The 20,472-nt window shown below is 67.6% G+C and carries 19 protein-coding genes; 2 read left to right on the top strand and 17 right to left on the bottom strand.

The features are described 5' to 3' along the window. Positions 1–36 precede the first annotated feature (36 nt). The 14 genes from DDZ14_RS00490 to DDZ14_RS00555 all read right to left on the bottom strand — a co-directional run bounded on the left by DDZ14_RS00490 (position 37) and on the right by DDZ14_RS00555 (position 15,575). The gene (locus DDZ14_RS00490) at positions 37–1,263 is read right to left on the bottom strand and encodes an aminotransferase class V-fold PLP-dependent enzyme (RefSeq protein WP_109422984.1); all 1,227 of its coding nucleotides are present in this window, start codon (positions 1,261–1,263) and stop codon (positions 37–39) included. Positions 1,264–1,355: 92 nt separating this feature from the next. Next, complete coding sequence (locus DDZ14_RS00495; RefSeq protein WP_109422985.1) at positions 1,356–2,999, bottom strand: BCCT family transporter; 1,644 nt, start codon at positions 2,997–2,999, stop codon at positions 1,356–1,358. A 222-nt stretch (positions 3,000–3,221) separates the two neighbouring features. Then, positions 3,222–4,049, bottom strand: a complete 828-nt coding sequence (locus DDZ14_RS00500; protein ID WP_109422986.1) for an XdhC family protein — start codon at positions 4,047–4,049, stop codon at positions 3,222–3,224. Continuing rightward, positions 4,046–5,236, bottom strand: coding sequence for a VWA domain-containing protein (locus DDZ14_RS00505; protein ID WP_109422987.1), 1,191 nt, complete (start codon positions 5,234–5,236; stop codon positions 4,046–4,048). Before DDZ14_RS00505 ends, DDZ14_RS00500 begins: the two co-directional genes overlap by 4 nt. Next, positions 5,236–6,132, bottom strand: a complete 897-nt coding sequence (locus DDZ14_RS00510; RefSeq protein WP_369914205.1) for an AAA family ATPase — start codon at positions 6,130–6,132, stop codon at positions 5,236–5,238. The genes DDZ14_RS00505 and DDZ14_RS00510 overlap by 1 nt, the downstream gene beginning before the upstream one ends. A 72-nt stretch (positions 6,133–6,204) precedes the next feature. Next, positions 6,205–8,625, bottom strand: coding sequence for an aerobic carbon-monoxide dehydrogenase large subunit (locus tag DDZ14_RS00515; RefSeq protein WP_109422988.1), 2,421 nt, complete (start codon positions 8,623–8,625; stop codon positions 6,205–6,207). After that, positions 8,622–9,116, bottom strand: coding sequence for a (2Fe-2S)-binding protein (locus DDZ14_RS00520; RefSeq protein WP_109422989.1), 495 nt, complete (start codon positions 9,114–9,116; stop codon positions 8,622–8,624). The genes DDZ14_RS00515 and DDZ14_RS00520 overlap by 4 nt, the downstream gene beginning before the upstream one ends. Positions 9,117–9,129: 13 nt before the next feature. Continuing rightward, on the bottom strand, positions 9,130–9,981 hold the full coding sequence (locus DDZ14_RS00525) for a xanthine dehydrogenase family protein subunit M (protein WP_109422990.1): 852 nt from the start codon (positions 9,979–9,981) through the stop codon (positions 9,130–9,132). Positions 9,982–10,123: 142 nt separating this feature from the next. After that, positions 10,124–11,218: an MHYT domain-containing protein gene (locus DDZ14_RS00530; RefSeq protein WP_109422991.1), complete on the bottom strand. Its 1,095-nt coding sequence runs from the start codon at positions 11,216–11,218 to the stop codon at positions 10,124–10,126. Positions 11,219–11,349: 131 nt separating this feature from the next. Then, positions 11,350–12,345, bottom strand: coding sequence for an acryloyl-CoA reductase (gene acuI, locus DDZ14_RS00535; protein ID WP_109422992.1), 996 nt, complete (start codon positions 12,343–12,345; stop codon positions 11,350–11,352). 108 nt (positions 12,346–12,453) lie between these two features. Further along, positions 12,454–13,566, bottom strand: coding sequence for a dimethylsulfoniopropionate demethylase (locus tag DDZ14_RS00540; protein WP_109422993.1), 1,113 nt, complete (start codon positions 13,564–13,566; stop codon positions 12,454–12,456). Then, on the bottom strand, positions 13,563–14,051 hold the full coding sequence (locus DDZ14_RS00545) for a DinB family protein (protein WP_369914209.1): 489 nt from the start codon (positions 14,049–14,051) through the stop codon (positions 13,563–13,565). Before DDZ14_RS00545 ends, DDZ14_RS00540 begins: the two co-directional genes overlap by 4 nt. 23 nt (positions 14,052–14,074) lie before the next feature. After that, complete coding sequence (locus tag DDZ14_RS00550) at positions 14,075–14,776, bottom strand: DUF1326 domain-containing protein (protein ID WP_109422994.1); 702 nt, start codon at positions 14,774–14,776, stop codon at positions 14,075–14,077. A 16-nt stretch (positions 14,777–14,792) separates the two neighbouring features. Further along, on the bottom strand, positions 14,793–15,575 hold the full coding sequence (locus DDZ14_RS00555) for a DUF2182 domain-containing protein (protein ID WP_233252419.1): 783 nt from the start codon (positions 15,573–15,575) through the stop codon (positions 14,793–14,795). Positions 15,576–15,679: 104 nt separating this feature from the next. Between DDZ14_RS00555 and DDZ14_RS00560 the strand changes: the two genes are divergently transcribed. Continuing rightward, positions 15,680–16,444: a FadR/GntR family transcriptional regulator gene (locus DDZ14_RS00560; RefSeq protein WP_233252420.1), complete on the top strand. Its 765-nt coding sequence runs from the start codon at positions 15,680–15,682 to the stop codon at positions 16,442–16,444. Between the two features lie 83 nt (positions 16,445–16,527). Continuing rightward, entirely contained in the window at positions 16,528–17,577 is a 1,050-nt protein-coding gene (locus DDZ14_RS00565; protein WP_109422996.1) for an extracellular solute-binding protein, read from the top strand. A gap of 113 nt (positions 17,578–17,690) precedes the next feature. Here the strand turns inward: DDZ14_RS00565 and DDZ14_RS00570 are convergent, their stop codons facing one another. The 3 genes from DDZ14_RS00570 to DDZ14_RS00580 are packed head-to-tail and all read right to left on the bottom strand — an operon-like array spanning position 17,691 to position 20,469. Beyond that, complete coding sequence (locus DDZ14_RS00570; protein ID WP_109422997.1) at positions 17,691–18,779, bottom strand: ABC transporter ATP-binding protein; 1,089 nt, start codon at positions 18,777–18,779, stop codon at positions 17,691–17,693. Continuing rightward, on the bottom strand, positions 18,776–19,582 hold the full coding sequence (locus DDZ14_RS00575) for an ABC transporter permease (protein ID WP_109422998.1): 807 nt from the start codon (positions 19,580–19,582) through the stop codon (positions 18,776–18,778). Before DDZ14_RS00575 ends, DDZ14_RS00570 begins: the two co-directional genes overlap by 4 nt. Next, positions 19,579–20,469 (bottom strand): ABC transporter permease, encoded by an 891-nt coding sequence (locus DDZ14_RS00580; RefSeq protein WP_109422999.1) that lies wholly within the window; start codon positions 20,467–20,469, stop codon positions 19,579–19,581. The genes DDZ14_RS00575 and DDZ14_RS00580 overlap by 4 nt, the downstream gene beginning before the upstream one ends. Positions 20,470–20,472 lie beyond the last annotated feature (3 nt).

Consider the following 20,472-nt stretch of genomic DNA (forward strand, 5'->3'; position numbering starts at 1 on the left):
CGTTTCAGACGGATACGCGCGGCCCCCCGCCGTAGATCACAAGACCGCGTCGAGCGCCGTCATGAGCTGCTCGACTTCCGCTTCCTGCGTGTAATGTACGAAGCTCATCCGAAGCACACCTCGATCCGGGTCCACCCCCATCGCCTTCAGCGGGCAGACCGCGTAGAAATCGCCGCCGCCCGCCATGATGCCATGTGCGGCGAGTGCCGCGGCAACCGGTTCGGCCGGGCGGTCCAGCGCCAGCGCGACGGTGGGCGCACGCTGCGCCGCATCGCGCGGACCAAGAAGCCGCAGATCGTTGCGTTGCGACAGACGGTCGAGCAGCGGCTCCAGCAGCGCCACCTCATGCGCGCGCATCAGGTCATGCACCTGCCGGCCTTTCTCGACCGGGCGCGCGAGCCCGTCGAAATGGTGCATGTGCAGGGCGTCGACATAGTCGGCCATGCCCGCGCAGGCCGCGATCTGCGCGTGGTCCGGCCCCGCCGGGGTGAACCGCTTGTAGAGCGTATCGGCATTGAAGAAATGCGCCTGGTTGGGCAGCGCCTCGCCCAACGCGCGGCGGATCACCATCAGGCCCTGGTGCGGCCCGTAGGTCTTGTAGGCCGAGAAGAGGTAGATATCGGCCCCCAGCGCGCCCACGTCCGGCAGCCCGTGCGGGGCGTAGCTGACCCCGTCCACGCAGACGGCCGCGCCGGCGCGGTGCGCGGTCTCGACGATCTCGGCCACCGGGTTGATCTCGCCCACCACGTTGGAGCAATGCGGAAAACAGACGAGCCGCACATTGCCGTCCAGCAACGGCGGCAGCGCGGCGGGGTCGAGATGCCCGGTCTCCGGGTCGATCCGCCATTCCCGGATCTCGATCCCGTCCTCGGCGAGCCGCCGCCAGGGGCCGGAATTGGCCTCGTGATCCTGGTCGGTGACGATGATCGCGTCACCCGGCTTCAGGTGCTGCCGGAACGCCTGCGCCAGGACGTATGTGTTCTGCGTCGTGGACGGTCCGAAGGAGAGTTCGTCATTTTCCACCCCCAGGATCGCGGCCAGCCGGCTGCGCGCCTCATCCATCTCCTCCCCCGCGAGGCGGCTGGCCTCGAAGGGCGCATAGGGCTGGACCTTTCGCTCGCGGTAGAAGCGCGTCAGGCGCTCGATCACGAAACGCGACGCGTAGGAGCCGCCGGCGTTTTCGAAGAAGGCCTGACCCCGAAGCGAGGGTTCCGAGAAGGCGGGGAACTGGCTGCGCGCGAATTCAGTGTCGAGTTGGGGCATGGCCTCTCCTGTCATCAAAAGGGCCCCGGATCGGCTCCGGGGCCCTCTTGGATGTCAGGTTAGCCACCCCGCGCGGGCGGTGGCAAGCGCGATCAGGCGCGTTTCTCGCTCATCAGCCCCTTCAGGATCGCCCAGCAGATCATCAGCAGGATGATCGTGAATGGCAGACCGGTCGAGATCACCATCGCCTGCAGCGCACCCAGGCCGCCGCCGATCAGAAGCGCGATGGCCACAAGCCCTTCGAAGGTGCACCAGAAGACCCGCTGCGGGACCGGCGCATCGACCTTGCCGCCCGCGGTGATCGTGTCGATCACCAGCGAACCGGAGTCCGACGAGGTGACGAAGAAGACGATCACCAGGATGATCCCGATGGTCGAGGTGATCGAGGCCAACGGCAGCCCTTCGAGCATCGCGAAGAGCGACAGCGGCGGGTTGTAGCTGTCGATCACCTGCGCCTTGACCGCGCTGCCGACGGGATCGGACAGAACCTGGTCGATCGCCGCACCGCCGAAGACCGCCATCCAGAAGACGCAGACCAGCGACGGAATGATCAGTACGCAGGTAACGAATTCCCGCACCGTGCGGCCCCGGCTGACGCGGGCGATGAACATGCCCACGAAGGGTGACCAGGAAATCCACCAGGCCCAGTAGAACGCTGTCCAGCCCTGCATGTAGCCGGTGTCTTCACGGCCGAAGGGGTTTGACAGAGGGATGACGTTCTTGAAATAGGCCCCGATGCCCTGCACGAAATCGCCCAGGATCGTCATCGTCGCGCCGGCCAGCAGCACGAAGACCAGCAACAGCGCGGCAATCGCCATGTTGATCTCCGAGAGCACCTTCACGCCGCCATCGAGCCCGCGCAGGACCGAGATCAGCGCAACCGCCGTGATCGCGATGATCAGGATCACCTGAACCGTCACACTCTCCGGAATGCCGTAGATATGGTTCAGACCGGCGTTGGCCTGCTGTGCGCCGAAGCCCAGCGAGGTGGCCAGACCGAAGAGCGTTGCGAAGACCGCGAGTGTGTCGATGATATGGCCAGTCCAGCCCCAGACCTTTTCCCCGAAGATCGGGTAGAAGGCCGAGCGGATCGTCAGCGGAAGACCCTTGTTGTAGGAGAACAGCGCGAGCGACAGCGCGACAACGGCGTAGATGGCCCAGGGATGCAACGCCCAGTGGTACGAGGTCGCCGCGAGTCCCATTGCCTTGGCCGCCTCGACATTGCCCTCGATGATCGCCCCGTCCTCGCCGAAGGGCGACGGTACGCCGAGCGGCGCGGAAATCGCCATGTGGTAGACCGGTTCCAGAACCCCGAAGAACATCAGGCCGATCCCCATGCCCGCCGCGAAGAGCATCGCGAACCAGCCGGTATAGGTGTAGTCGGGCGTGGCGTCCGTGCCGCCCAGCCGCACCGAGCCCCAGGGGCTGACGATCAGGAAGAGACAGAAAATTACAAAAATGTTGGCCGAGAGCAGGAAGAACCAATCAAAGGTACTGGTCAGCGCAGGGCGCAGCCATCCAAAGAAATCGGACGCCTGCGCGGGCGCAATGAGCGCATAAGCAACAAAGGCCACAATGGTCAGGCCGGAAATCACGAAAACCGGATTGTGGATGTCGAAACCGAACGGCCCGATCCTGCCGTCTACATTGTCCTGACCGATCGTGTAATCCGTTTTGATCAGGTCGGCGGCGCCTTCGGGCGCCGGTATGCCCTGGTCGTCTGGTGCATCTGTCATGCAGTATCCCCCTTATGAGCTCGCTCGATTCTTTTTGGGCGGTCCAGGTGATTCACGCGGCCAAACCCTTGCATGAGCGACTTGTGGCCAATTTGTCCGCCGGAGATCGGTCCCCGACATGTCGCGTTGCGGTACCCGATACTACAAAAACGACAAAAAGCGCGCAATCGCCGCTTGGCTTGCCCATACCGACGCCCCATTGGCCAGCCTGCGGCGCGCTTCTCAGGCCTTGCGGCGCTGGCCTTTCCGCCGGTGAAGGACAATCTCCGCCAGGACCGAGAGCGCGATTTCCTCGGGCGTGATCGCCCCGATATCGAGCCCGGCGGGCGCGTGGAGCGCCTCGAGCCGCGCCGGATCCGCGCCGCTTTCGCGCAGCCGCGAATCGAGCGCCGCCATCTTCGCCCGGCTGCCCACGAAGGCCACGTAATCCGCAGGTGCCCCAAGCGCGGCCTTCAGCGCCGCCTCGTCGCCCGCGCCCTGCGTCGCGACGACGACATAGCGCCCGCGCGCGCTGACCGGCGTCCCGTCACCGGGCGGGGCATCAGGATTGCCTTGACCCGGCGCATCCTCCCCCGGCGCGCAGAGCGTCAACTCGAACCCGAAGCCCGGCGCCAGCCCTGCCAGCGCGCGCGCCACCGGGCTTTCGCCCCAGATCACCAGTTCGGGCGCGGGCACGACCGGCTCCACGAAGACATCCATCGTGCCCTGACTGGGGCACATGTTGCGGGCGAAGCGCACCCCCTCCACCTCGTCGCCGGGGGTCACGCCGCGCGCCTCCAGCACATCGCCCGGCTGGATCGAGATCAACCGGGGCCGGCCGTCCTCCAGTGCCTCGCGCGCCGCGCGCAGCACCGCCGCGCGGGCACAGCCGCCTCCGATCCAGCCCTCGTGGATGGTGCCGTCGGCGCGGATCACTGCCTTGGCGCCAGCCTTGGCCGCGGTGACCGACACGGTACGCACCACGGTGGCCAGCGCGAAGGGTGCACCGACCTCCTTCAGCCGCGAGGCCAGCGCCAGGATGTCGCTCTGGCTGGGAAGCGGCCCGGTCATAGCCGCGCGAACTCCGGCTCCAGCGCGGCCAGGCTCTCCAGCGTGTTGGCCGGGGCGAAGAGATCCAGATGCGGCAGCGCCGCCGCCATGCCGCGGGCCACCGGCGCATAGCCCCGCCAGCCCTTGAGCGGGTTGAGCCAGACGATCCGGCAACCCCGGCGCCTCAGCCGCGCCAGTTCCGCCGCCAGCCGCTCCGGCGGGTCGGTGTCGTAGCCGTCGGACAGGATCATCACCACGCTGCGCCCGTTGACGCGGGCCTTCGCATAGCCCGCATTGAACGCCGCCAGCGCGCCGCCGATCCGCGTACCGCCGCCGAAGCCCTGCGCCATGAGCGACAGCCGATTGACCGCGCGCAGGCTGTCACGGTCGCGCAGCGCGTCGGTGATCCGAACCAGCCCGGTGTGGAAAAGATACGCATCCGCGCGCATGTCGGCGGCCAGCACGCCCTTGAGGAAGGCCAGAAATACGCGGGCATAGACGGTCATCGAGCCCGAGACGTCCAGGAGCAGCACCAGGTTGGCGGGCCGGTCGGGGCGGCGCCGGTGAAAAAGGCGGATCGGCTCGCCCCCGGTGGCGACCGAGGCCCGCGCGATGCGCCTGAGATCGAGACTCTGCCCGCGCCGCGCCGCCTTGCGCCGCCGCGAGCGGCGGTCACGGATCGCGCGCGCCAGCCGCGCTGCGATGGCCTCGGCCTCTGCAATCTCCTCTTGCGTCACGAACTCGCGCAGATCGCTGCGCATCGTGTTGGCCCGGCGCGACGCGACGAGCCGGCCCTCCCCGTCCGCCTCCGCCGCGCCGCCGCTCTCGGCATCCGGGCGTTCCGCGCGTCCGGCGCGCCGCGCCTCCAGCGCCTCGGTGACGAAAGGCCGGTGCTGGCGGTCGCGCCGGGCCGGTTGGGCGGGATCCGGCACGGTGCCCGCCCGTTCGCGGCCTCGGTTGAACCAATAGGCGTCGAAGAGCGCATCGAAGCCCCCGACCTCCTCCGCGTTGCCCGCGCAGACCGCCTTGAGCGCCAGCCGCGCCTCGCGCGGGTCGGTCGGGTTGACCGCCGAAAGCGCTGCCATCGCCGCGGCGCATTCACCAACGCCCAGCCGCCATCCGTTGAGCCGCAGATGCGCGAGGAATCCCGCCAGACGCTCCGCCGGGCCGCTGGCGCGGGCGGGAAACCGGGTGACGCGGGACGTCATCACGCCGCCCGCCCGGCCAGCCGCTGCGCGACCTCCAGCGGGATCGCGGCGCGGTCGGCCTGTGTCTTCAGAAGCGTGACCAGCGCCGCCCTGAGCGCCACCGGGTCCTCGCCCAGATCGGCCAGGCCCAGACCGGCGATCGCGGCGGCGAAGTCCAGCGTCTCGGCAACGCCCGGCGCCTTTTCCAGCTCCTCGCGCCTGAGCGCCTGCACGAAACCAACGATCTGCGCGGCCAAGCCCGGCTCCAGGCCCGGATGACGCGCCGCGAGGATCGCCAGTTCGGTCTCGCGATCGGGATAGTCGAGATGGGCATAGATGCAGCGCCGTCGGAGCGCGTCCGAGAGATCGCGGGTGCCGTTGGAGGTCAGAATCACATGCGGCCGCGCCCGCGCCGTCACCGTGCCCAGTTCCGGGATCGAGACGGTGAAATCCGACAGCACCTCCAGCAGATAGGCCTCGAACTCCTCGTCGGCGCGGTCGATCTCGTCGATGAGCAGCACCGGAGGCCTGTCCTGGCTGATCGCCTCCAGAAGCGGCCGGCGCAACAGGAAGGGCTCCGAGAAGATGCGCGCCTCCACATCCGGACCGGTCTCGCCCGCCTCCGCCGCCGCCCGGATCGCCAGAAGCTGGCGCTGGTAATTCCACTCGTAGATCGCCTGGCCCGCGTCGAGCCCCTCGTAGCATTGCAGGCGGATCAGCCGCGCGCCGCGTAGCGCCGCCAGGCTGTGCGCCACCTCGGTCTTGCCGACCCCCGCCGCACCCTCCAGCAGTAACGGGCGCTCCAGCACCAGCGCCAGATGCAGCGCCATCGCCAGGTCGTCCGAGGCGACATAGCCCTGCCCGGCCATCCCGTCGCGCAATTCCCGCCAGTTCCGCATCGCCTCTGCCCGCTTCATCTTTCCCGAAATACTCCGGGGGAGTCCCGGATTTATCCGGGACGGGGGCAGCGCCCCCGCCCCTGCGACATCTCAGCCATGCAGGCCCAGGTCATGGGCGATCTTCCATATCCGCCAGTGATCGTGCGGCATGTGACTCTGCGTCAGACCAAAGGCCCGGAATGCGTCATGCACCGCGTTGGAGAAGGCCGGGACCCCACCCACATTGGGGCTCTCGCCCACGCCCTTGGCCCCGATCGGATGGTGCGGGCTGGGCGTCTCGGTCCAGTCGGTGGTGTAGTTGGGCGTCTCCCAGGCCGTGGGCAGGAAGAAATCCATCAGCGTGCCGGTCTTGACGTTGCCGATATCGTCATAGGCGATCTCCTGCCCCATGGCGATGGCCAGCGCCTCGGTCAGCCCGCCATGAACCTGCCCCTCGATCACCATCGGGTTGATCCGGGTGCCGCAATCGTCGAGGGCATAGAATTGCCGGATCCCGTGCTCGCCGGTATCCACGTCGATCTCCATCACGCAGATATAGGCCCCGAAGGGATAGGTCATGTTGGGCGGGTCGTAGTAGCTGACCGCCTCCAGCCCCGGCTCGATCCCCGGAATGGCCTGGTTATAGGCGGCATAAGCGATTTCGGCCATGGTCTTGAACCGCTCGGTCGCGCCCTTGACGGCGAACCGGTCCACGTCCCATTCCAGATCGTCGTCATGCACCTCCAGCAGATAGGCCGCGATCATCTGCGCCTTCGCGCGGATCTTGCGCCCCGCCATCGCCGTCGCGGCACCCGCCACCGGCGTCGAGCGCGAGCCATAGGTGCCCAGCCCGTAGGGCGCCGTGTCGGTGTCACCCTCCTCGATTGTGATCTGGTCGGCCGGGATGCCGGTCTCGGAGGCCAGGATCTGCGCGAAGGTCGTGGCGTGCCCCTGGCCCTGGCTGATCGTGCCCAGCCGGGCAATCGCGCTGCCGGTTGGGTGGATGCGGATCTCGCAACTGTCGAACATGCCCATGCCCAGGATGTCGCAGTTCTTGACCGGCCCCGCGCCCACGATCTCGGTGAAATGCGTCAGCCCGATACCCAGCAGCTTGCGGGTCTTCCCGGCCTTGAAATCGGCGATCCGTTGCGCCTGCTCGGCCCGCAGACCTTCATAACCCACGGCCCTGAGCGCCTTCTCCCAGGCGGTGTGATAATCGCCGCTGTCATATTCCCAGCCCAGGGCGGACTGGTAGGGGAACTGATCAGCCTTGATGAAATTGATGCGCCGCAACTCGGCCGCGTCCATGTCCAGTTTGGCGGCGAGAATCTCGATCAGCCGCTCGATCATGTAGGCGGCCTCGGTCACCCGGAACGAGCAGCGATAGGCTACGCCGCCCGGCGCCTTGTTGGTATAGACCCCGTCCACGGCCACATGCGCGGCCGGAATGTCATAGCTTCCGGTGCAGATATGGAAGAAGCCGGCGGGAAACTTCGTGGGGTCGGCGCAGGCGTCGAACGCGCCGTGATCGGCGATCACATGGGCCTTCAGTCCGGTGATCCGGCCGTCCTTCGTGGCCGAGATCGTACCGTCCATCCAGTAGTCGCGGGCAAAGGCCGTGGCCATCAGGTTCTCCATCCGGTCCTCGACCCATTTCACCGGCACGCCGGTGACAATGGAGGCCACGATGGCGCAGACATAGCCCGGATAGACCCCGACCTTGTTGCCGAAGCCGCCGCCGATATCGGGCGAGATCACCCGGATGTTGTGCTCGTCGATACCCGAGAGCAGCGAGGCCACCGTGCGCACCACATGCGGCGCCTGGAAGGTGCCCCGGACCGTCAGCTTGCCGTTGACCTTGTCCATCGAGGCGACGCAGCCGCAGGTCTCCAGCGGACAGGGATGGGTGCGCTGGTAATAGATCCGCTCCGAAACCACGACCTCGGAGCCGCCGATCGCGGCCTCCGCGGCCTCGCGGTCGCCCGCTTCCCACCGGAAGATGTGGTTGTGGTGGCGCCGCGGCCCGTGCGCGCCCTCGTCCTGTCCCTCGAGGTCCTCGCGCAGCACCGGGGCGTCGTCCTCCAGCGCCTTGTAGGGATCGACGACGACCGGAAGGTCCTCGTATTCGACCTCGACCAGATCGACGGCATCAGCGGCGATATAGCGGTCCTCGGCCACCACGAAAGCCACTTCCTGCCCCTGAAAGAGCACTTTGCCGTCGGCCAGCACCATCTGCCTGTCGCCGGCCAGCGTCGGCATCCAATGGAGGTTCAGCGGCTCGAGATCCTTGGCGGTCAGCACCGCGACCACGCCGGGCAGCGCCAGCGCGGCGGCGGGGTCGATCGACGTCACCCGCGCATGGGCGTGGGGCGAGCGAACGAAATCGCCGAAAAGCATCCCCGGCAGCTTCACGTCATCGACGTAATTGCCCTTGCCTTGCGTGAAACGGGCATCCTCGACCCGCTTGCGGGCGCAGCCCGTCCCCTTGAGATTGGCGGTGCGTTCCTCGCGGCTTGGCGTCATCTCGTTCATTGCGCGGCCTCCTTCGCGGCGTTGAGTTCGGCGGCGGCGGCCAGGATCGCCTTGACGATGTTCTGATAGCCGGTGCAGCGGCAGAGATTGCCGGACATGCCGAAGCGCACCTCCTCCTCGGTCGGGTCGGGGTTCTCCTGCAGAAGCCGCCAGGCGCGGGTGATCATACCCGGCGTGCAGAAGCCGCATTGCAGCCCGTGATGCTCGCGGAACATCTCCTGGAGCACATGCAGGGCGTCGGGCGTGCCGATCCCCTCGATCGTGGTGATCTGCGCGCCTTGTGCCTGCGCCGCAAGCACGGTGCAGGATTTCACCGACCGGCCGTCCATGTCCACGGTGCAGGCCCCGCAATGCGAAGTCTCACAGCCGATATGCGGCCCGGTGATCTCCAGGCGTTCGCGCAGCACATGGATCAGCAACTCGCGCGGTTCGGCCAGAGCCTCGACCGGCTTGCCGTTCACCGTCAGCTTCAGGTGCATCTTCTCTGCCATCTCCGCCTCCCCTTCAGGCGCGCTCGAAGGCGCGCGCGATCGCGCGGGCCAGGATCACCCCCGCGACATGTCTCTTGAACTCCACCGGCCCGCGATTGTCCTCCACCGGGTCGATATCCGCCTGCATCGCGTCGACCGCGGCTTTCACCGCCTCCGGCCCGCAACCGGTACCGGTCAGCGCCGCGGCCGCGCCCGCGCTCAGGACCGGGACATCCGACAGGTTGGTCATCGCGATGGCCGCCGCCGTGACCTTGCCGCCCTCCACCGCGATCTGCACGGCGGCGGCGGCGGTGGCGTAATCCCCGATCTTGCGCTTGAGCTTCTCATACGCCCAGCCGCCGGTCGGGCGCGCGAAGTTGATGGAGGTCAGTATTTCCTCCTCCTCGCGCGTGGTCATGAAGGCCGACTCGAAGAAGTCGCGCGCCGCGACCTCGCGCGTGCCGTCGGGGCCGGCCAGCGTGAAGCGCGCATCCAGACACTGCATCAGTCCCGGCATGTCGTTGCCCGGATCGCCATTGGCCACATTGCCCCCGATGGTGCCCAGGTATCGCACCTGCGGATCGGCGATCTGCCGCGCCGCCTCGGCCATGATCGGCGCGGCTTCCGCCAGGCCGGAATGGGTCAGGATCTCATGCTGCGTGGTCATCGCGCCGATGCGGATCTCCGCGCCGATCTCGATGCCCCTGAGTTCGTCGAGCCCCTGCAGGTCGATCAGGTGCTCCGGCGCGGCCATGCGCAGCTTCATCATCGGGATCAGGCTGTGGCCGCCCGCCACCACGCGCGCCTCGTCGCCATGCGCGCGCAGGAGCGCCACGGCCTCCGCCACGGCACCCGGTCGGTGATATTCGAAAACGCCCGGTATCATCTCTCCGGCTCCTCCGTGTTCTCCGGCGCCTTTTCCGGCGCGCTCCGGGGAGGCTAGCCCGCGCATCGCCGTCGTGCGACACGCCGCCGCACGGCGAGCGCATCCCGCTGCACGAGTTGCGGCATGGTTGCACGAATTGCGATCAGAGCCCCAGCCGGTCCCGCAGCGCGGCGACGCGGGCGCGACTCACCGGCACCTTTTCCAGATGCGCGAAACCCTCGAATAGGCAGACGCCATTATCCTTGCGCCGCTCGAAGCCGCTGACATGGCCGGTATTGACGAGATAGCTGCGATGGGCGCGAAAGAAGGCCCCGTCCGAGAGTCGCCGCTCCGCCTCCGTGATCGACCAGGGACAGAAGACCCGCCCGCCTTCGGTATAGGCGATCGTGTAATGGCCCTCGGCGCGGATCGCCGCAACCTGGCCCGCGGGCAGGAAATAAGTGATCCCGTCGCGCTCGAAGGGCACGCGCGGCCCGGTGCCCGCGGGCGGCGCGGAAGGGGCCTCCTCAGGCATGGCCGTCCCGCCCGGCGCCCCCGACAGGAACCGCGCCCCCGACAGCAGGAAGGCGCCCGAGATCACGAAGCCCGAGAAAAGCACGATCAGCGCAAGCTGCTCGTTGTCCATCGCCGGGCGCGGCAGCGCGCCGCCAGCAGTGGCGGCGAAGTCCGTCCAGTACATCGCGGTGAAATGCACGATCACCACGGACCCCCCGAAGATCAGCGTGGCCAGCAGGATGTTGCGGCCGGTGCGCCGCCCATAGGCCACGCGGATCGCCACGATCCCCATTCCCACGGCCAGGCCACCGGCCACGGCATATCCCGTTGGGTCGTAGACCGGCAGGCAGCCCTCGATGCCCGAAAGGCCCACGTAATGCATGACCACGATGCCCAGTCCCAGCACCGCACCCGCCGCGACGCTCTTCCAGCCCCGGCGCGGGCCGAAATGCATCAGCAACAGCGCCAGCCCCGCCAGCAGGATCGCGATCAGGACCGAGGCGACGGTCCTCAGCGCCTCGTAATAGACCGCCACGTTGAAACGCATCGCCAGCATGGCCACGAAATGCATCGACCAGATGCCGCCGCCCAGCGCCACCGCCGCCATCGCGATGCGCAACTGCCGGATGCCCATCGGCATGGCCGACAGCCCGCGCGTCAGCGCAAGCCCGGTAAAGGCCGCCATCATCGAGATCGCGACGGAGGCCAGAACCAGGCGGATATCGTAGCTGTAGACCAGCATGCCCACCGGGTCCGCGCAGGCCGCGCGGCCCCGTCATCCTTTCGTCCGGTACGCCCGGACGGCATGAAACGCCGCCACCCCTGTCCTGTCAACTCGGCAACGCCGGCGCGAGGCAGGCCGGATGCCGCGCATCAGGCCGAGAGATCGACCACCACGCGCCCGCGCACCTGCCCTTTCAGGATGTCGGCGCCCAGCCCCGGCAGGTCTTCCAGCGTCGCCGGCCGGACCATCGCCTCCAGCTTGTCCATCGGCAGGTCGCGGGCGATCCGCTCCCAGGCCCTCACGCGGTTTTGATAGGGCTGCATAACGCTGTCGATACCAAGAAGGTTCACGCCGCGCAGGATGAAGGGCGTGATTAGCGCGCCCTCGATCGCCGCGCCACCCGCGAGACCGACCGCGGCGACGCTGCTGCCGTATTTCATCTGCTTGAGAACCCGGCCCAGCATGACCCCGGCCACCGCATCGACGCAGCCCGACCATTGCTCGCTCTCCAGCGGCTTGCGGGTCGGCTCCGCGAAATCCTCGCGCGGCACAATCCGGCTCGCCCCCAGCCCCTTCAGGTAGTCTTCCTGCTCGGGCCGCCCGGTAACCGCGGCCACTTCATGTCCGAGATGTGCCAGGATCGCCGTGGCGACCGAGCCGACACCGCCCGCGGCGCCCGTGACCAGAACCGGGCCGTGGCCGGGTTCCAGCCCCTGATCCTCCAGCGCCATCACCGCCAGCATCGCGGTCAGTCCGGCCGTGCCCACCGCCATCGCTGCCCGCGTGTCCAACCCCTCGGGCAGGGGCACAAGCCAGTCGGCCCTCACGCGCGCCTTCTGGGCATATCCGCCCCAATGCGCCTCGCCCACGCGCCAGCCCGTGAGCACCACGCGATCGCCGGGCTTGTAACGGTCGTCGGCGCTCTCCTCGACCGTGCCGGCAAAATCGATCCCCGGCACATGCGGGTAATGGCGCACCAGCCCGCCACCCGGCCCGATGCAGAGCCCGTCCTTGTAGTTCACCGTGGAATATTCCACCGCGACGGTCACCTCGGCCCGCGGCAGGTCGGCCTCGGATATCTCCTTCACCGCCGCCGCGGTCTTGCCGGTCTCCTCGTCCTTCTCGACGATCAGTGCCTTGAACATGTCGCTCTCCTTGCCAATGGCGTGGCCGCGGCCCCGCTTTCTTCTTGCTCCAAATATCCCGGGGAGCGCGAGGGGCAGCGCCCCTCGCCCCCTCCGTCCGCCCGGCGCTCAGGCCCAGAATCCCTCCTGCACGACGCCGCGGCGTTCCCCGTCGGGCGCCATGACCCGAAGCTCCGACCCCGGCTCCCAATGTGTCATACGCACCATGCCGATGGCCACATTCGTCCGGTGGTCGGGCGAGAAGGCGGCGGAACTCACCCGGCCCACCCGGCGGCCCTTGTCCGACAGGACCGGCCACCACGCGGCGCAGGGCGGCACCGGCGCGCCGTCGATGGCAATGGCGCGGATCTGCTGTACCGGCCCTTCCCTGGCCACGCGGAGCAGGGCATCGCGCCCGATGCAGCCGATCGCCGTATGGGTGTTGCAGAACCGCCCCAGCCCGCATTCATGCGGCGTGTTGTCGTCGGTCATGTCATTGCCGTAGCTCAAGAGCCCGCCCTCGATCCGCTCGATCAGGTTGGGGCAGCCCGCATGCACATCCCACTCCTTTCCGGCCTCCATCAGCGCGTGCCAGAGCGGCATTCCGATATCGCCCCCCTCCACGTAAATCTCGAACCCGCCCTGCTTGGAATAGCCCGAGCGCGCGATCACCATGTCGCGGCCCTGGAAATCGAACACGCCGAAGCGGAAGAAGCGGATGTCGCGCACCGCGTCGCCGAATACCGCCGCCATCAGGTCATCGGCGCGCGGCCCCTGAATGGCCAGCGGACTCACATCCGGCTCATCGACCAGCACGTCGAGCCGCCAGCCATGCGCCGTCGCGCGCACCCAGTACAAGAGGTCCGAATCCGCAATCGAAATCCACCAGCGATCCTCGGCCAGCTTTACCGCCACCGGATCGTTGAGCATGCCGCCGGTCTCATCGACGATGGGCACGTAATAGCACTGCCCCGGCGTCATGCCGCGCAGGTCGCGCGGGGTGAGCATCTGCATCAGCCGGCCCGCATCGGGGCCGCGCAGTTCCACCTGCCGCTCGCAGGCCACATCCCAAACCTGCACCGCCTCCTTCAGGTGGCGGTAATCCTCCTCGATGGAACGGAACACCGTCGGCAGCAGCATATGGTTATAGACCGTATAGGCCTTGACCCCCGCCGCCTCGACCCCTTCGGAAAAGGGCGTGCGGCGAAGACGGCGCGACAGCGACAGAAGCGGTGCGCTCATGTTCCGGTTTCCTCGGGCATGAAGACCAGGTCCGTGTCGCCCCAGACGATACCGAGCGCCGTCAGCATCGCGTGGACCTGGCCCCGGTGATGGGTCTGATGATTGAAGAAATGCGCCACGCAGAGCGCGCGCGGCCGCGTGACCTCGCGCCCCTGCGCGCCGGAATGCCAGCTCAGCACCCCTTCCAGCGCCTCGGGCACCAGCCGGTCGGCCCAGTTCAGGATGCGCCGGTCCGCCGCCGCGCGCGCCGCCTTGTAGGCGGTCCAGTCGGAATGGAGGCGCGGGCTCTCGGCGATGCCGCCCTCGGGCGCGGGGCCGCCATCGAGCCGCGCCATCCACAGATCGTCAGCCCAGAGCAGATGGCTCAGCGTGCCGGCAATCGAACCAAAGAAGGCCCCGCGGTCGCGCTGCCGCGCGGCGGCGTCCAGTCGGTCGCATGCGGCGACGAGGCTTTCGTTCTGCCACATGTTGTAGCGCGCCATCATGGCGCAATATCCCGGTGTCGCGATCACTTGCCGGGGCCGTGCCAGTCGATCTGGCAGATCTCGGCCGAGCGGCCGTCGAAATCCCAGACCCGCCCGAAGGCGCGCACGCGGCCCTTGGTGGCGGTGGCCACGGTGATGTCGGGGCCCATCCAGTATTGCGTGTTGGTCACCACGATGTTGGTGTCGGGATCGGCGCCGCTCACCGGCACCACCTCGCCCTGGATTTTCTTGCCCACCATCAGCCGCCGCGTCTTGCCCTCGGTGGTGAACTCGACCGGCGCGCTTTCGGCACCCAGGAACTCGCTGACCAGAACCGCGAAGAGCCCGGTCGTGCCCCGCGCCTTGCCCGAGAAGATGTTGATGAGCGCGTTATGCGCGGCATAGCTGGCACGGTCGTCGATATAGGCCGCGGCCTTCCAGTTGCCGCGTGCCATCAGGCCGGGGATCTCCAGCACCAGGCCGACATTGAGCCCCGAAAGCTCCTCGCCGCCGTAATGCCCCTCGTCGATGCGCACCCCGGCCCAGGCCTGGCAGTAGCCCTCGGTGGGCGCGTGCTTGCCCAGGCTCACGACGCAGGGGCAGAAGACAGTGCAGTTGCAGTTCAGGATCAACTCGCCCTTGATCGCCCAGGGAATGTTGCCCGCATCCTGGCGCTGAGCACTCGGGTGGCGGCTGTCGATCTTCGCGGGGGTCTTAAGCCGGTCGGATTTGGTCTTGGCAGTCATGTCGTCCTCCCTGGGGTCAGCCGGTTCCGGCGACCAGTGTCGCAATCGCGGCCGCCAGCAGCACCAAGCCCAGCGGGCGGGTGACCGGTCGGCCGATCTCGGGCAGTTTCTCCAGGACCATCACCAGCGTGGCGAGTCCCATCCAGGCCAGGTTCATCGTCCCGCCCACGAAGGCCAGCGCCATCAGCGCCCAGCAGCAGCCCAGGCAGAGCACGCCCAGCCGCAGCCCCATCGCCGCCGCGCGCGCCGGACCCGGCGCCCAGTGCTGCATGAAGAAGGTCAGCGGCTGGCGGCATTTCGAAAGGCACGCTTCCTTGAGCGCGGTGAACTGGTAGGCCCCGGCCAGCGCCAGCAGGAGCGCGGTCAGCAGCGCCGAGCGGCTGCCGCCCAGCGGGTCCAGCAGCCCCGCACCGGCAAGCCCGACCTGCGCCCCCGCCGCCAGCGCCGCGAAGCCCAGCCAGACCGCCAGGTACCCCGCCAGCAGGGCCAGAAATCCGTCCCGCGTGGCCGCGCCCGTGGCAATCAGATCCTCGTATGTGGCGAGCGCCGGTAGAAAGGTTGGCGCCATCATCGCCGCCGACATGGCCACCCACATCGCCAGCACCGTGGGATATCCGGCAAGCCCCGGCTCCACCACGCAGAGCGCGGACCAGAAGTCGTGCCCGTAGAGCGCGGCACCGGTGCGCAGGTCGCCCGGCACCTGCATGGCATAGAGCAGCGCCCAGGCGCCCAGCACAGTGCCGAAGAAGGCCAGCCAGTGCCAGCCCGTCATCCGTCTGATCCGATGCGCCACGGTCATGGGCCGCTCTTTTGCGAAATGATTGCCTCGCAGGCCAAGGTCGTGCTAAATGAAATAAATGTCAAACAATTAATTGTCAGACAAATCAAGGCGGCGCAATGCAGGTGGAATACAGACTCAAGGAGGATGGCGACCTGTCGGTGCAGATCGCAGGCGCGATCCGCGATGCGATCGTCGCCGGGCGGCTGATCGTGGACGAACGCCTGCCCTCGGAGGCGGAGTTGGCCGAACAGTTCGACGTCTCGCGCCCCACCGTACGCGAGGCGCTCAAGCGGCTGGCCGCGCAGAACCTGATCCGCACCCGGCGCGGCGCCTCGGGCGGGGCGTTCGTCAACCGGCTGCGCTTCGAGGACGCGCATGGCCAGCAGATCACCACCTCGACCCTGCTGCTGAGCATGAACGCGGTCGACTTCGAGACCGCCTGCGAGGCGCGCTATGCGCTGGAACGCGCCTGCGTGCCGCTGGCTGCGGCCCGGCGCGGACCCGACCACCTGGCCACGATGCGCGCCGAGATCCACCGGCAGGGCCAGCCGGGGCTCTCCGACGAGAGCTTTTGCGCCTCAGACGTGGCCTTCCACCGCGCACTGGTCGATGCCGCCGGCAACCCGGTTCTGTCCTACCAGCTTGCCGGTGCGGTGGAAGCGATGCAGCCGCTGATGAACATGATCACATTCTCGGCCCGCTCGCGCGCCCGCATCCTGGCGCTGCACGGCGCCATCGCCGACGCGCTGGAGGCCCGCGACGCCGCGCGGGCGGAGGCCGAACTCGCCGCGCTGGCGGCCTACACGATCGAACTCGCCGATGACGTGCGCGCCCGGCGGCGGGCGCGCGCCGAGGCCGCCGGCGGCGCACCCGGCACCGGGCAATAATCCCTTGGCACGGCCCCGGCCCTGTTCTAGCGTCAGGCGGTCACGCATCGCGAAGACGGTGCGCCAACAAGGGAGCTACGACGATGAAACCACTCAAGAACGTAACGGCGCTGGCGACGATCATGGCACTCGCCGTCCCGGCGATGGCCGCCGACGACAACCTGCTGGTCTTCGACTGGTCCGGCTACGAGGACCCGGAATTCTTCAAGGGCTATATAGAAAAGCACGGCGAGGCGCCGAGCTACGCCTTCTTCGGGGATGACGACGAGGCGTTCCAGAAGCTCTATTCGGGCTTCAGGGCGGATGTGACCCATCCCTGTTCGCAGATGGTCTCGAAGCACCGCGACGCGGGGCTCGTGGAACCCTGGGATACGTCCAAGATCCCGGCCTTCGACAATATCAACGAGGATTTCCTGGCTTCCGACATCTTCAAGGACGACGCGGGCGTGTGGTTCATCCCGATCGACTGGGGCGCGACGGCGATCACCTACCGCACCGACGAGGTGCCCGAGGAGGAAGTGCAGACGCTCGAGGTCTTCAAGGATCCGAAATATGCCGGGCGCATCTCGCTGCCCGACAATACCGACGACGTGTGGTCGCTGGCCTATCTGGCCACCGGCGTGTCGGACTGGCGCAATGTGACCGAGGAGCAGTTCCAGGCCGCCGCGGACTGGATGCGCGAGGTGCACCCAAATGTGCGCGCCTACTGGCAGGACGGCGCGGAGCTGAGCCAGCTCATGTCCTCGGGCGAGGTGCTGATCTCCTGGTCGTGGAACGAGACACCGACCACGATGATCGCCGAGGGGCATCCGGTGGCGTTCGAGCGCGAGCCCGCGGAAGGCTCCTCGACCTGGTTCTGCGGTTACATGAACCTCAAGGACGGCCCCGGCATGGAGGAGCGCGCCTATGACTTCATCAATGCCTGGCTGGAGCCGCGCTCGGCCGAGTATATCGTGAACGCCTGGGGCTACGGCCACTCCAACGCCGAGGCGATGGCCGATATCCCAGAGGAAACCCTGGAAGAGGTCGGCCTGGCGGAGATCGACGCGCCGATTCTCGCCCAGGTGCCGATGGACAACGAACTGCGCAACCGCATGCAGGAAGAGTTCGAGAAGATCAAGGCGGGCTTCTGAGCCGCAAGCGCGCCGCCCGGACATCCGGGCGGCGCCGAGCTTTTGCCGCTGCGCGGCGGATCATGCCTCCGGCGGGAGTATTTCGGGAAAGATGAAGGCGCGCGCCGCGCCGTTCAGCGGAAGAGTACCATCGCGCCCGCGTCCCAGCCAACGCGCGCCCGTGCGCCGCGGTCGAGCACCGGGCGGCCGGGCAGGTTGCGCATCGAGATGGTGACCGGCGCCGCCACCCCGTCGAGCGTCACGTCATAATAGGTCATGTCGCCGAAATAGACCACTTCGCTGACCGAGCCCTCGGCCACGCGGGCGGCCTTCTCGGAAGTATCGAAGAGGATCGTCATGGTCTCGGGCCGGAGCCCGACCACGGTGCTGGTGCCGGAGCGGCCCTCGGGGCATTGCGCGGGGTCGAGCGCGACCCGCCCCAGCCCGGCCACATCGACCTCCAGCCCGTCGGCGCCGTTGCCGCCCACCGAGGCGTCGAGGAAGTTCATCACCCCGATGAATTCCGCCACCCGGCGCGACACCGGGCGGCGGTAGAGCACCTGCGGGCTGTCGAGCTGGGCGATGCCGCCGTCGAACATCACCGCGATCCGGTCGGACATGATCAGCGCCTCCTCCTGGTCGTGGGTGACCAGGATGAAGGTGATGCCGACCTGGCGCTGAAGCTTGCGCAGTTCGACCTGCATCTGTTCGCGCAGCTTCTTGTCGAGCGCCGAGAGCGGCTCGTCGAGAAGCAGCACCCGCGGCTTGAGCACCAGCGCGCGCGCCAGCGCCACGCGCTGCCGCTGGCCGCCGGACAGGGCGTGGCTCGCGCGCGTCTCATAGCCCCCCAGCCCCACCATGTCGAGCGCCTGGCCCACCTCGCGCGCCATCGCCTCGCGGCCCAGTCCCTTGCGGCGCAGGCCGAAGCCCACATTCTCGCCCACGCTGAGATGCGGGAAGATCGCGTAGGACTGGAAGACCATGTTGGTGGGCCGCTTGTTGGCCGGCACCCCGCGCATGTCCTGCCCGTCGATCCTGAGCTGCCCGCCACTGAGATCCTCGAACCCCGCGATGGTGCGCAGGAGCGTGGTCTTGCCGCAGCCCGACGGCCCCAGGAGCGAGAAGAATTCGCCTTCGCGGATCTCGGCCGAGACGCCGGTCAGCGCGCGCACCTCGCCGTAATTCTTCTCGACCCGGTCGAGTTCGATGAGCTGTCGTGTCACAGGAAGCCTCCGCTGTCCTTTGCCCCGGTTCTGGCGACGCCCCGGCGGCGGAAATATTCGGCGGCGGTCAAGAGCAGCAGCGAGGCCACGAGCATGATCGTACCCAGCGCCATGACGATGGGGATCTTCGTGGGGAAGCGCAACTGCGACCACAGATAGACCGGCAGCGTCGGTTCGTTGCCGGTCAGGAAGAACGCGATGATGAACTCGTCGAGCGAGATCGTGAAGGCGATCAGCATCGAGGAGATGATGCCCGGCATCACCAGCGGCAGGGTAATCAGCCGGAAGGTCGACCATTTCGTCTCGCCCAGGTCATAGGAGGCCTCCTCCAGCGACTCGTCGAGCGACAGGAAGGCCGAGTTCAGGATGGCGATGGAGAACGGCGTGCAGATCAGCACATGGCCCAGGATCACGGTCCAGGCGCCCAGATCAATCCCCAGTTGCAGCAGGACCACCAGCAACGCCACCGCGACGATGATCTCGGGCAAGACCAGCGGCAGCATGATCAGCCCCATGATCCCGCCCTTGGCCGGAAAGCGGTAGCGCGCCGAGGCGCGCGCCGCGAAGAGGCCGAAACAGGTGGACAGCACCGCCGTGGTCAGCGCGATCCAGAGGCTGTTGAAGACCGAGTCATGCAGCGCCTCGATCCGCGTCAGCTGCACGAACCAGCCGGTGGTGAAGCCCTGCAGCGGAAAGGCAATGATGGTACCGTCGTTGAAGGCGAAGAGCGGCAGCAGGATCACCGGCGCGTAGAGAAACAGCAGATAGGCGACCGCATATGTAGCCAGGCCGCGCCCCTTCATTGCCGCACCTTCAGGTAGCGGCGGTTGAGCCACAGGAAGATGAGCGAGATCGCGGTCACGATGATCATGCCCGAGATCGCCAGCGCCGCCCCCAGCGGCCCGTTGTTGAGCTTCATGAACTGGAGCTGGATCATGTTGGAGATCATCGCGCCGTCCGGCCCGCCCACAAGTTTCGGCGTGACGTAATCGCCGATCGTGGGGATGAAGACGATGAGCGTGGCCGCCACCACGCCGGGCATGGCCAGGGGCAGCGTGACTCGCAGGAAGGTGGTGAAGCGGCTCTCGCCCAGGTCCTGCCCGGCCTCCAGCAGCGCGCGGTCGATCTTTTCGAGCGCCACGAAGATCGGCAGGATCGCGAAGGGCGCCCAGGCATGGGCGAGCGTGATCACCACCGCATTGGCATTGTAAAGGATGAAGGTCAGCGGCTCGTCGATCAGTCCCAGCCCCAGCAGACCGGAATTCAGCACGCCGTTATATCCCAGGATCACCTTCCACAGAAAGACGCGCAGCAGGTAGCTGGTCCAGAACGGGATGGTGATGAGGAAAATCCAGAGCGCCTTGCGCTCGGGCCGGACATTGAAGGAGACGTAATAGGCGATCGGAAAGGCCAGCAGCACCGTCGCCGCCGTCACGATCACCGCGATGACGACGGAGCGCAGCATCAGCGTCTGGAAAAGCGGCTCTGTCCAGGCCCTGATATAGTTGGCGAGCGTGAACTCGCGGATCATCACGAGGTAATCCTGGGTCCAGAAGCTGATCGCCACGATGGTCGCGAGCGGCGCGGCCAGAAGCAGCAGGGCGTATAGGAAGGTCGGGCTGACAAGGATGAGCCCTTGTGCGCCCTCGCTGTGCCTCCAGCGGGAGAAAGCCCCGTCCGATGATGACATTCG

The sequence above is a fragment of the Maritimibacter sp. 55A14 genome, assembly GCF_003122205.1.
GTDB lineage: Bacteria > Pseudomonadota > Alphaproteobacteria > Rhodobacterales > Rhodobacteraceae > QEYE01.

Bases quoted from the DNA above. Each gene is read 5' to 3' on its own strand.
- DDZ14_RS00490 (WP_109422984.1), bottom strand. From the start codon at position 1,263: ATGCCCCAACTCGACACTGAATTCGCGCGCAGCCAGTTCCCCGCCTTC.
- DDZ14_RS00495 (WP_109422985.1), bottom strand. From the start codon at position 2,999: ATGACAGATGCACCAGACGACCAGGGCATACCGGCGCCCGAAGGCGCC.
- DDZ14_RS00500 (WP_109422986.1), bottom strand. From the start codon at position 4,049: ATGACCGGGCCGCTTCCCAGCCAGAGCGACATCCTGGCGCTGGCCTCG.
- DDZ14_RS00505 (WP_109422987.1), bottom strand. From the start codon at position 5,236: ATGACGTCCCGCGTCACCCGGTTTCCCGCCCGCGCCAGCGGCCCGGCG.
- DDZ14_RS00510 (WP_369914205.1), bottom strand. From the start codon at position 6,132: ATGAAGCGGGCAGAGGCGATGCGGAACTGGCGGGAATTGCGCGACGGG.
- DDZ14_RS00515 (WP_109422988.1), bottom strand. From the start codon at position 8,625: ATGAACGAGATGACGCCAAGCCGCGAGGAACGCACCGCCAATCTCAAG.
- DDZ14_RS00520 (WP_109422989.1), bottom strand. From the start codon at position 9,116: ATGGCAGAGAAGATGCACCTGAAGCTGACGGTGAACGGCAAGCCGGTC.
- DDZ14_RS00525 (WP_109422990.1), bottom strand. From the start codon at position 9,981: ATGATACCGGGCGTTTTCGAATATCACCGACCGGGTGCCGTGGCGGAG.
- DDZ14_RS00530 (WP_109422991.1), bottom strand. From the start codon at position 11,218: ATGCTGGTCTACAGCTACGATATCCGCCTGGTTCTGGCCTCCGTCGCG.
- acuI (WP_109422992.1), bottom strand. From the start codon at position 12,345: ATGTTCAAGGCACTGATCGTCGAGAAGGACGAGGAGACCGGCAAGACC.
- DDZ14_RS00540 (WP_109422993.1), bottom strand. From the start codon at position 13,566: ATGAGCGCACCGCTTCTGTCGCTGTCGCGCCGTCTTCGCCGCACGCCC.
- DDZ14_RS00545 (WP_369914209.1), bottom strand. From the start codon at position 14,051: ATGATGGCGCGCTACAACATGTGGCAGAACGAAAGCCTCGTCGCCGCA.
- DDZ14_RS00550 (WP_109422994.1), bottom strand. From the start codon at position 14,776: ATGACTGCCAAGACCAAATCCGACCGGCTTAAGACCCCCGCGAAGATC.
- DDZ14_RS00555 (WP_233252419.1), bottom strand. From the start codon at position 15,575: ATGACCGTGGCGCATCGGATCAGACGGATGACGGGCTGGCACTGGCTG.
- DDZ14_RS00565 (WP_109422996.1), top strand. From the start codon at position 16,528: ATGAAACCACTCAAGAACGTAACGGCGCTGGCGACGATCATGGCACTC.
- DDZ14_RS00575 (WP_109422998.1), bottom strand. From the start codon at position 19,582: ATGAAGGGGCGCGGCCTGGCTACATATGCGGTCGCCTATCTGCTGTTT.
- DDZ14_RS00580 (WP_109422999.1), bottom strand. From the start codon at position 20,469: ATGTCATCATCGGACGGGGCTTTCTCCCGCTGGAGGCACAGCGAGGGC.